The organism is Paenibacillus sp. J31P13, assembly GCF_056269295.1.
This window is the reverse complement of record NZ_JBWDNR010000011.1, coordinates 36,389-48,430: the sequence shown is the minus strand read 5'-3', so window position 1 is coordinate 48,430 and position 12,042 is coordinate 36,389. Positions and strand designations below refer to the sequence as shown.

The 12,042-nt window shown below is 44.0% G+C and carries 6 protein-coding genes; 3 read left to right on the top strand and 3 right to left on the bottom strand.

What is annotated here, in order from left to right; all coding sequences use genetic code 11:
* The first annotated feature begins 114 nt into the window (after positions 1-114).
* Together AC0YOD_RS25065 and AC0YOD_RS25060 are read left to right on the top strand one after the other, a co-directional pair.
* Positions 115-615: a hypothetical protein gene (locus AC0YOD_RS25065; RefSeq protein WP_475802069.1), complete on the top strand. Its 501-nt coding sequence runs from the start codon at positions 115-117 to the stop codon at positions 613-615.
* An 87-nt stretch (positions 616-702) separates the two neighbouring features.
* The gene (locus tag AC0YOD_RS25060) at positions 703-879 is read left to right on the top strand and encodes a hypothetical protein (RefSeq protein ID WP_475802068.1); all 177 of its coding nucleotides are present in this window, start codon (positions 703-705) and stop codon (positions 877-879) included.
* A gap of 107 nt (positions 880-986) precedes the next feature.
* Here the strand turns inward: AC0YOD_RS25060 and AC0YOD_RS25055 are convergent, their stop codons facing one another.
* Positions 987-2,666 carry a hypothetical protein gene (locus tag AC0YOD_RS25055; RefSeq protein WP_475802067.1) on the bottom strand — a complete coding sequence of 560 codons (1,680 nt, stop codon included), beginning with the start codon at positions 2,664-2,666 and terminating at the stop codon, positions 987-989.
* Complete coding sequence (locus AC0YOD_RS25050; protein ID WP_475802066.1) at positions 2,663-9,376, bottom strand: DUF7507 domain-containing protein; 6,714 nt, start codon at positions 9,374-9,376, stop codon at positions 2,663-2,665. The genes AC0YOD_RS25055 and AC0YOD_RS25050 overlap by 4 nt, the downstream gene beginning before the upstream one ends.
* Positions 9,377-9,689: 313 nt before the next feature.
* Here AC0YOD_RS25050 and AC0YOD_RS25045 point away from each other — a divergent pair, with 313 nt between their 5' ends.
* The gene (locus tag AC0YOD_RS25045; protein WP_475802136.1) at positions 9,690-10,778 is read left to right on the top strand and encodes an LLM class flavin-dependent oxidoreductase; all 1,089 of its coding nucleotides are present in this window, start codon (positions 9,690-9,692) and stop codon (positions 10,776-10,778) included.
* A gap of 112 nt (positions 10,779-10,890) precedes the next feature.
* On the opposite strand, the gene AC0YOD_RS25040 is transcribed toward AC0YOD_RS25045, so the two are convergent.
* Entirely contained in the window at positions 10,891-11,832 is a 942-nt protein-coding gene (locus tag AC0YOD_RS25040) for a ribose-phosphate diphosphokinase (protein ID WP_475802065.1), read from the bottom strand.
* Positions 11,833-12,042 lie beyond the last annotated feature (210 nt).

Sequence of the window (12,042 nt, the reverse complement as noted above, 5' to 3'; positions counted from 1 at the left end):
AGCTTGCCATCGTAATTATAGATAGGAAAAGGGGAATTAGTCAATTCTTTTGAATGAATCGTACTTTTGCAACATAAAGTTGAAGTAGTGCAATTCAGATGCTGCCGATCTCTCATGAAGGGTGGTACGATGCCGATGATCATTTCAAACGTTTCTCAGTTTATTGATGTATTCGGATTACCCGTATCAATGAGCTTGATCGGGGGTCTTATCGGTCATTTTGTGAAAAATGGTATCGTGGAGCTTCCAAAGCTGGTCATTGAATATGATGAGGAAGGGTTAAACTTTTCATCCAACTGGTTTGTGAAATGGTTTCAACGTTTGTATTACTTCTTGATATTCGTAATTGGCATAAGAGATCATCGTAATGCGAAAAAAAAGATTTTTTTTGATCTTGGATTTTTTGGCGATCTCCTCATTGCGATTGGGACTGGGATTCTGGCAAAAGCAGCGCTTGAAATGGCGAATACCACCGACAATTTTACGGTCGTAAGCAGCTCCTTATTGGCAGGTTATGCAGGTTTATCCTATTTGAAAGGCAAACAGAATAAAGAGTTCGCCGATTTGTTCCCAGAGGAAATGGAGGAGCAAAATCCGCGAACGACACCAAAATAACATGCAATTTTATAAGAGATTTGCGTATAATACCGTACGGGTAACAAAATAGGTTTTTACAATAAAACCTTTAGGAGGGTTGCACGCGTGGGAAAAATCACGGTCAAAGTGACCTCTGAAGAAATGCAGGAGCTTAAGAAGTTAGCTGAGATAGTCAAAAACCCGCAGCTTCCGATGTCTGACCGTCGCATTGCCAAGACTCAGTATGAATCCATTCTTATGTACGCTAAAAACTGCAATCGAGGCATCATTACATCTGTGTGATGGAAACAGCATCTCATATGACCCTGCCGTAGAAGGTAAGGGTCTTTTTTTGTTCAAATATAAAACCCGATTGAACCATGAGATGGTCTAATCGGGTTCTTCGATATTTACTCATCGTCGCCAATAACTTTCACGACTAATGCATTGGAGGTCGTATCTCCTGCAAAGCTTCGATCGTCAACCTCAAATGTAAAAGCTGCTCGAACAAAACCGATGATCTCTTCGGTTGCTTCGCTATCAGTCACGATAGCTGAATATACAATTTGAATTTCATCATCAGGATTCACGATACCGAGCAGCCAGCTTTGAAGGCCGTCATAGGCTGATGTAATTGGACGTTGACCATTCACTCGGAAGGTGGCGGGCAGCAAGTGGACGTTTGAAGGAAACAAACTTGAAAAAGTAACGTTGGCCGGCAGATTGCCCCTGTTTGTGAGGTAAGCCGTTATTGTAATCTTATCACCGGAATCGACTATTCGCGGAACGACCGTTGCTGTCAATTGAATAATAGGGGTCAAGACCTGAGTAGAGACTTCATTAGAGATTGAAGTGCTGCTAATAATACGGCCATCTGTTAAACGGAATGTATATCTAATTTTCGCTACATTCGTTAGCTTATTAAGAGATGAAGGAAGTGAAGGAATTACAGCATCGAATGTGACAAGATGCATAGAGTGACCGATAAGTGTACCGAGGTTTAGACCATCTTCTAACATGGTACCCGGCTGCGGTACGCCATCAAGCTTCAAGCTGTCTTTTACTAGTGTGAGCCCCCGAGGAAGTATATCTTCCAATACGGCATCGACGGCAATGATCTGATCGTTTGTGATACGAATCCTGTAGCTTAAAATATCGCCAGGGACAGCCTGATGCCGATTGACCGCTTTTTCCAAGTTAATTTCAGGGTCTATCAAAGTAATCATCACTTCATTAGACTCCATGTTGGCTGATGTGCCTGATACCGCATATTGAACAAGTCCTTGGCTTACAGATAATTCCTCTGCATCTGCTGTTGTTTGTGTTCGATAGGTGATCAAGGTCGTGGTTTGGGCTCTTAATGTGCCGAGCGATATCCCCCATCTAGGATCGGCTCCTGTAGTAATAATACCGTTTATCGTTACGCTGCCGGCTATAAATAAGAAGCCGGCAGGTATCGTAATATAGGCAAAAACATCATTTAAACTCAGATTTCCTTCATTGTAGATCGTTAAATCAAATGTAATGATATCTCCAATAAAGGTTTGAGTTGTACTGGCGCCATGATGGACGGAAACAGCTGTAGGATTAACTGGAGTACGTACGGAATTGGAATAGGTCGTATACGTTATTGTACGCCCCTCTGACGTTTGGAAAGTGGAATCTGCCTGAGCTGTGTTCGTAATCTCTAAACTGCTCGGTAGCGAGGTAACAATGAGCTGGAATAGGATGCGAGAGCTCCCCTGGGGTGCTAAATATCCAATTGCAATTCCATTATCAGGATTAGAACCAGGTATAGGATTCCCGTTCAGGATGACGCTATTGGCGACAAATGATGTGCCTATCGGCAGATGGTCAATAAGTGTAACGCTTCCCGTAACGTTGCCTATGTTCGTTAACACCAGTTCGTACGTTATCGTACTCCCAAGAGAAGCCTCAGTTTCGAAGGCTCTCTTGTCAATGAGAATGCGAGTACCGATTAAGGAAGTGTTTACAGTATTAGAGTAGGTGACTAACTCAGCGCTTCCTGAAGCAAATTGTACGAGTGATTGATTTTGTAAAGTAGGATTGGCATCAGAAAGCTGACTCATATCGATATAACCAGAACCTGGAATGTCACGGCAGAGCTCACATTAGGCGCTATTGAACCTATTGTAATGCCCGAATTAGGATTGGCTGTTGGCCTTGAAGCGCCATCGACCGTAACACTGCCAGATATGAAAGATGTGCCCGGCGGAACGGGATCGACGAGAATAACATTGTTGACAGTCTCAATACCATTATTTGCGATCGCAATGGTGTACGTAATTGTGTCTCCAACAACAGCATCGACGGCAGAAACACTTTTTGTGACAGAAACGTTTGGAGCCGAGACGGGAATGGTCAAAATATTCGAAAGTATAGTTCCAGTGATGACGCGACCATCCGGAGGCGAGTAGCTATAGTTTGCTGTTGCTTGATTGACAAGTCTTTGCGGTGACGGAAGTGCGTCTACCGTGACTTGAAGGGAGATGACGACTATTATCGCTGTCCCAGGTAGGACATTTCCGACTGGAATGCCGCTCGATGGATCTATGCCAGGCTGCGGAATACCGTTTATTTGCACACTATTCGGTACGAATGCGGCACCTGTAGGGACGGTATCCACTACGGTTACAGCGGCTGCAATATTTCCTGTGTTAGCAATCGAAAGAGAGTAGGTAATCGTATCACCAACTGTTGCATTTGAAGTGTCTGCTGCCTTGATTATAGATAAGATTGGCACATAGATAGGAGTTTCGACAGTGTTTGAGAATGAAGTTCCTGAGAATGCGCCTGAAGTGAAGCTTACAGCAGCTCTGTTGCTAAGTGAGGCTGGTGAAGGTAGGGAAGTGATCACTATGTCAAAATTAAGGTTGACAGTTACTCCAGGTGCAATCGAACCAATCGAAACACCTACTGCCGGGTTTGCGGATAGATTTGGTATGCCGTCAATGACTACACTTCCGGTTTTGAAGGAAGCTCCAGCTGGTATTGGATCTGTTGCAAGTACATTATTTATTGTTGCGATTCCGCTATTCGTTATTGCTAATTGATAAGTTATCGTATCACCAACAATGGCATCCATAACGGAAGTGCTTTTAACAGCTACCACGTTAGGAGCTGAAACTGGAATGCTTAAGGTATTCGTACTGAATGATCCGTTTAAGGTGCGATTATCTGGGAGGGTGAATGAATAGGTAGCAGACGCTTGATTAAGAAGCTGTTGATTTGCTGGCAAAGCGTTCACGAGCACAGAGAACATGACGGTTGAAGAAGTCGTAACGTTTCCTATTGATATGCCGGATGCCGGATCGGCTCCTGGGATGAGCTGTCCGTCAACAATGACGCTATTAGGAACAAGACTCGTTCCAGCTGGAATTGTATCAGTTAGGGTTATATTCCCTCCATAATTTCCTGTATTATTCACAGCAATTGTATATACAATCGTATCCCCAACGGTTGCATTATTAGTGCTCCCACTCTTAATGCCTGAGAGGATAGGTTGATACACAGGAACCACAATTGTATTAGAGAATGTAACCCCGGAGAACACGCCTGAAGTGAAGCTGACGGATGACCGGTTGATTAACTGACTTGGAGCTGGAGTTGGCAAAGATATGACCGTTACTTTAAAGGATACGTTAACCGTGACTCCTTGAGGGATGGTTCCTAAGGCTATTCCTGCAGCTGGATTTGCAGTTTGTCTCGAAACGCCATCTATGATTACGCTGCCAGGTAATAATGCGCTTCCTACGGGCAATGGATCAGTGAAAATAACATTATTGACTGATTCGATGCCGCTGTTTTGAATGGAAATGGAATAAGTCACTACATCTCCAATAGCTACGGCTGTGGAGGTCGTACTTTTTACAACGGATACGTTAGGAGCGGAGACCGATATGACAACGGAATTGGAGCTTGCACTTCCGGTTAGCGTTCTCCCGCTAGGTGTTGTGAACGTAAAGCTTGCAGCTGCTTGATTGGATAGCTGCTGTGGATTCGGTAATGTGGTGATAATGACCGAAAAGATAACGGGAATCGTCGTATTCGGTGCAACCGCACCTATGTTAATTCCTGAAGTGGGATCAGTACCGGGAAGCGGCTGACCATTTACAATAACACTGTTAGGATCGAACACGGTGCCGGCGGGAATATTGTCTGTTACGGTAACTAATCCAGCATAATTTCCTGTATTACTAACATTTATTTGATAACTAACACGGTCGCCTAACGTTGCATTTATCGTATTCGCACTTTTGGCCAGCCCTATAAGGGGTTGATACATGGGTGTGTTCACGAGATTGGAAATCGCTGTTCCGGAGAAAACACCTGATGTAAAGGTAATGCTAGCTTGATTGCCTATAAACCCCGATGACGGAATGGATATGACTTTTACCTGAAATGTAATGGTAGTCGTAATAGAAGGCGGCAGGGTACCTAATGATATACCTGATGCGGGAACACCCGGTGAGGCAGCTCCGTTTATCGTAACACTTCCAGCAATGAAAGCAGCGCCGTCAGGAACTGAATCCGTTAATAGGACACTAGTAACAGCATCAATACCGGTGTTAGTCACAGCAATTGTATACGTGATGATATCATTTAGAGCGACATCAACTGCTGTTGTACTTTTCACTACACTTACGTTAGGAGCAGATACCGGAACAGATAAGACATTGGATTGTGCAGTCCCTGTTAATGTTCTGCCATCAGGAGGGCTGTATGTGAAAGTAGCTGTCGCTTGATTGACCAGCACCTGCGGGTTGGGAAGTGATGTAATGATGGCTGAATAGGTAACTGCGATCGTCGCGCCAGGTGAAACGGAACCCACATTGATGCCCGTAACCGGAGATTCTCCAGGATGCGGAGTGCCGCCTACTACGACGCTGTTAGGAGAGAAGGTTGTTCCATTAGGCAATAAATCAGTTAAGGTTAGCAAAGCTTCAAGGTTACCCGTATTACTTACGAGTACAGTATAGGTAGTGGTATCTCCTAGTGTTTCCATTGCGCTATCACTGCTTAATACCAAAGAGATCTGCGGCTGAATGACTGGAGTCGTCGTTGAATTGGATGAAGAGGAAGCTGAGAACGCTCCAGTTGTAAAGCTGACGGTGGACTGGTTTGTAATTTGTGAAGGTATGGCCATCGTTACTCTCACCTCGAATGTTACGGTAGCCGAAGCGCCAGGGGCCAAGGTACCGATTGGTATACCGGCAGACGGATCAACATCTGGCCGGGAAATGCCGCCTACTAACACACTTCCGCTAATGAAGGAAAGATTAACAGCTAATGGATCGAATAGAAAAATATTATTTACGGAGGCAATTCCATTGTTCTTGATGACTGAGGTATAAGTAATGCTGTCTCCTGTGACTGCAAGTGCTGGTGATACCGACTTAATGACGGACACATTTGGTGGTGATACCGGTATGGATAATGAGTTGGACATGGAGCTTCCAACGATTTGACGACCATCCGGCATGTTGTAGTCATAAAGCGCTGATGCTTGGTTGACAAGAAGCTGCGGCGTCGGCAATGAAGTGACGGTCACGACAAAGCTGACTTCAGTTGAAACTCCGGCAGCAATATTTCCTAATGAGATGCCAGTTAGAGGGCTTTGACCAGGAAAGGGATTCCCGTTAATGAGTACACTATTAGTTGCAAAAGTCGTACCATTCGGAATATTATCCGTGAGTGTAACATTTGCTCCCGTATTTCCACTATTGGTGACGTTCAAGGTGTAGGTAAACGTATCGCCGATCGTTGCGCTATTCGTACTTGCTGATTTCACTATGCTAATAGCGGGCAAAAGAACGGGTATGGAAATATTGTCTGATGTAGACGTGCCATTGAAGGTTCCAGATTTGTAGCCGATGCTTGCTCTATTACTGATTACAGCCGGACTAGGCAACGATACAACCTGCACTTGAAAGGTTATGTTAATTACACCTGCTGGAGCAATAGTGCCAATCGAAATCCCCGAGTTTGGATTTGCAGCTGTTGGTGTGCCATTCACAGTAGTGCTGCCAGTAATGAACATAGTACCAGCAGGGATTGAATCCGAAACAATTGAATTCGTAACCGCTTCGATTCCGTTATTTTTGACGACTAGCGTGAAGGTTAATAAATCACCGATTGTAGCCGCGGTTGAATTAACGGATTTTGTCAGAGAAACATTGGGAGCGGATGCTGGTGTCGTTAAGGTATTGGAGAGGACACTGCCAGATAAGCTTCGACCGCTCGGTAATTGATAGGAATAGCTGATTGAAGCTTGGTTAACCAATGTTGATGGCGAGGGCAGTGTATCAAGTGTTGCCTGAAATGAAGCAGTCAGAACAGCAGCAGGAGCTAGACTTCCAAGTGATACTCCGACTTGGGGATTCCCGCCTGGCTGACTGATGCCATTTACGATGACGCTGTTGGGTACGAAGGTTAAGCCGTTTGGTAAATGATCAACAAGTGTAGCCACGGAGGCGATATTTCCATTATTTCGAACAATAAAGGAATAGGTTAATGTATCGCCGACAGTAGCACTGCTTGGTGTTCCGCTTTTTGCAATCGTTAAAATAGGCTGATAGACAGGTGTTGTTACATTGCCTGATAATGAACGTCCTGTGAATACCCCTGAGCTGTATGATACAGAAGCTTGATTGACGAGAGTGCCGGAAGCGGGCAATGAGATGATGGAAATACCAAATCTAACCGTAATCGTACTGTTTGCTGCTAAAGTGCCTAAATTGATGCCATTCACTGGATTTGCAGTTGAATTGACTGTGCCGTTAATAGTTACCGAGCCAACAGTGAAAACGGATCCGTCTGGAACAGAATCTGTTAAGGATACATTTGTAACGGCCTCGATGCCGCTATTCGTTATGATGACGGTATAGGTAAGCGTTTCTCCAACTGCAATATCGGTGAAATTTGCGCTTTTCGCAACTGTCACATTAGGAAGCCTCACCGGGACGGTTACGGTGTTCGATGAGAAAGAGCCTGAGAATATTCTCCCATCAGGAGGCTGGTACGTATAGGTGGCTGTTCCTTGATTCACAAGCTGGGGCGGCGAAGGCAAAGAATTGACTTGAATTTGAAACGTGATAGTAGAAGATCCGCCAGCTGCTACCGTCCCAATGGAAACGCCTGTCGGCGGATTGGCTCCCGTTACGATGGTTCCATTTACACGAAAGGTATTAGGAATAAAAGTCGTTCCAGCTGGTATATTATCACTCACTGTAACGACAGCAGCCGAGCTTCCTGTATTGGATACGAGTAATGTATAGGTTACTTGATTACCGACTGTGGCATTTGCAGTACTTGCACTTTTGACCATCGTTAAAGCGGGTGCATATACGGGCAAAGTGACGGTGTTGGAAGGAATTACACCGGTAATAATGGGTCCTCCAGCAACGCTTTGAAAGGTAAAGGCTGCATTTGCTGTACTAGGCAACTGTTGAGTAGCGGGTAATGAAGTGACAACTGCTTGATAAGTTACGGTGATGGAAGTTCCCAAATTTAATGAGCCTAGTGATGCGCCGGTTCTGATGTCAATGGTTGGCTTAGAAACGCCAGCTACTGTTACACTGCCAGGTACAAAGGTCATTCCGGAAGGCAGCAAATCTGTCAGTACAATGCTTGCGGCATTCGCTGTTCCAGTATTACTGATCGTAGCTGAGTAGGTAACGGTATCTCCAATGGTTGGACCGGTTGCATTTGCACTCAAAACGACGTTAATTGTCGGTGAGTTAATATCTACTTGAATGGCATTTGCATTTAAAACATAGGCGTCGCCGGATGTAGTTAATGAAAGGACTGCGGAGTTTTGATTATTAGTTAGACGAGCGGAGATGTCTACATTTGTAATATCCCAGCCTTGACGTCCTCCCACTATATTCGTACCGGGCGCTCCATTTGTCTGATTACGATTGCCGAACGTTCCAGTTGTATCCAGAACACCAGCGTTATTATTAATTTGAGATGCGAAAAAATTTGCAGCAAAATTATTAGGACCCGATAAAGCGACTAAGTTCGCTGCTGTTGGGCCAAATAATGCTTGATCTCCTGTTCGGTTCGCATCTCCTTCTTGTCCGCTGAACAAAGCTCTTCCGCCTAAAGCTCCGGAAATGGGAGTAGCGAAGCCTGTTATCGTTGTATTGACTGCAGCAGAAGTGCTTTGAACAAGTACAGCGCCGGCGCGAAGGGACATATTGCGAAAGGGAAGGGTTGGATTCTGATAAATGACTCCAAGCGTCCAGCCTGCATGGTTAGCAGTGGAGTCACCGGGAATAATAATGGTGCCTACTACACCGCCAGTGGAATAGGTGCCAGCCCCAGCAGATTGTACAAGAGTAGTAACATTAGCAGAACGTGTATAACCAAATCCGCCTCCGCCAAGATCAAACGTATTGCTTGTCGCAGAATCAGGTAAAACACTGGCAGTAGTAAGAGGGGTAATAAACGTTACTGGATTATTAATAGCTGCGCTTAGATTCACGGTTCCATTAATATAGGTTCCGCCCCAAATAAGCTCTGCATAAAGCACTGTACTGCCTGCAGGAATAACAAGAACAGCCGCAGATCGATTATTTAAGTAATTGCTCGTCGTTCCCACTGGATACGTACCATACTGCTGAGAGGTATCCGTTGTAATGAAAGCGCCTATACTGTCTGAGGTTCCGGGAACTCCTGCAACTTCGGAACGACTTAGACCAAGAGTGTTTCCGGTAAAAGTAATGGCCCCAGTTGCATTAAAGGTTGCTCTGACGACCAGAGGAATTGGATTCACCCCCCTTGAATTTTGAAAATATTTTTTTGTTTCATTTTCCCTTATGTACGGAAAAATTCTTCGCACTTCATCTAACTATATGAGAATGGCTTCTTTTTTTGTTTGTCCTTATTAAATAATTGTAGATGGTTCGTAAGATATTACGTTGTAGACGATATGGTGAATCCTGGACATGTTATCTTTACTTGACCCAATTAAATAACTTATGTATCATTACTTACATAAAGTAACTGCGATTATGCACAGGAAGAATGACATCATCGGCATGAATAACAACATTTTTCACATCATGGAGAGGAGCCGAATGAGCGAGATGGAGAATAAGAATCGAGATATCGGCTTTGAGTTTGGCCTTTATACACTAGGTGATTTGAGTAAGGATCCCTTCACAGGCCAAACTATTAACGCAGGTCAACGTTTGAAGGAAATCGTTGCAGCTGCCAAACTTGCAGATGAAGCGGGTCTTGATATTTTTGGAGTAGGTGAGCATCATCGATTGGATTTTGCTGTAACTTCTCCGCCTGTAGTATTGGCTGCAATTGCAGGGGTAACGAATCGGATAAAATTGACGAGTGCTACAACTGTATTAGGTTCGTCTGATCCTGTAAGAGTATTCGAAGATTTCTCAACCTTGGATTTATTATCGGATGGCAGAGCAGAAATCATATCAGGCAGAGGAGCATATATGGAATCCTTCCCGCTGTTTGGTTATGAATTAGAGGATTACAAAGATTTATTTGATGAGAAAATGAAGCTTCTGCTGTTATTAAATGATAATGAACGAATTACATGGAGTGGCAAACTGCGTTCGGCACTAGAAAATGCCGAAATAGCGCCACGTCCTGCGCAGGATTCGTTGCCGCTTTGGATTGGTGTTGGCGGAACGCCAGCAAGTGCGGAGCTTGCCGGGAATCTAGGCACAGGTATGGCTCTTGCTATCCTTGGAGGAGATCCTGCTAGGCTTAAAGCACTTGTAGATCACTATTGGACATCTGGCGTACAAGCAGGACATAAGCGTGAGAATCTAAAAGTGGCGATTACAAGTCATGGATATATCGCTGATACCGCCCAGGGAGCACGAGATGAGTTTTATCCTTATTACGCCAATTACGTAGAGCAATTTATGGGTGGGATTGAACGAGGGCAAAAGCTGTCACGTGAGCAATTTGATCAATTGACTAGTGCAGAGAATGCATTGGCAGTTGGCAGCCCGGAGCAGATTATTGAGAAGATACTGGCTCAGCATGAGCTGTTTGGTCATAACCGCTATATGCTTCAATTCGATATCGGAGCTATACCTTATGCTAAAGTTGCTGCTTCAATTGAATTGCTGGCGGCGAAAGTCGCTCCAGTTGTGAAACGAGAATTGAACAAAAAAGCTGGAAAAATGCAGACTGTTTAAATCATGTTGCTAGCTTGAGGGTAAAAGGAAGAGGGGCTGTCGCAACAGGACTTTGACCTTTTGCGACAGCCCCTTATGTTAGCGAGATGTGCGATTTAGAACACTTAATAGGCTAACTGCGTGTTTTGAATAATGTGGCAATGGATCCGCCTTCTTTAATAATTTTGATCGCATTTGCAAGTAAAGGTGCCATTGGAAGCACGATAAATTTATCAGAATGCTCATTATTCAACGTAATCGTATCTGTAATAACAACTTCTTTTATATTAGGGTGAGTCAGCTTTTCAATTGCATTCTCTGAGAACAAGCCATGCGTTGCGCAAATGAATGCATCATGTGACCCTTTTTTCTTAAGCGCTTCTACAACATTAACGATTGTACTGCCTGTATCAATCAAATCCTCGATTATAATCGGTGTCATACCTTCAACGTCGCCAATAATATGCGTGATCTCTGATTGATTGTGAGCAGGACGGTTTTTGATCATAATCGCAAATGGACAGTTCAGACGGCCAGCTAATTTCTCAGCAGTAGTTGCTCGTCCAGCATCAGGCGATACAACAACAGGATTGGTTATGTTTTTGTTCTTTAAGTACTCGATAATCAAGTCGAGCGCAGTCAAATGATCAACTGGAATATCGAAGAAACCTTGTATTGGATCGGCGTGCAAATCGACAGTAATAATACGATTTGCTCCAACGGTAGTTAATACGTCTGCAACAAGTTTAGCCGAAATAGGCTCACGCGGCGCTGATTTTCTTTCTTGGCGAGCGTAGCCATAGTAAGGCATAACGATATTAATGGTTTTGGCTGATGCGCGTTTTGCAGCGTCAATCATAACAAGCAGCTCAATCAAATGCTCATTGACTGGATGGGATAGAGATTGAACGATAAATACGTCGTGGGTACGAATTGATTCTTGATAGGACACATGAATTTCTCCGCTCTGATGGCGAGAAATAGCGATTTTGCCAAGAGGCAATTCTAGTTGTTTACAAAGTTGTTCCGCGAGCAGGTTGTTCGAGGAACCGGAAAATATTTTAATCTTTTGCATGTGATCCTCCTTAAAGGTTGGCAAAGCGAACCTACTTCATAAGCAATAGCCTAGATTGGCGTAGATAACCTACTCCGTAAGCATTAACTAAGGTTGGCGAAGCTTTTTCTATGACAATCATAACAAAATGAGCATAAGAGAACAAATGTTAGTCGATAATCTTTTTTTAACACCGTAAAAGTGATAAAGTATGAAAATTAAACAAACTAA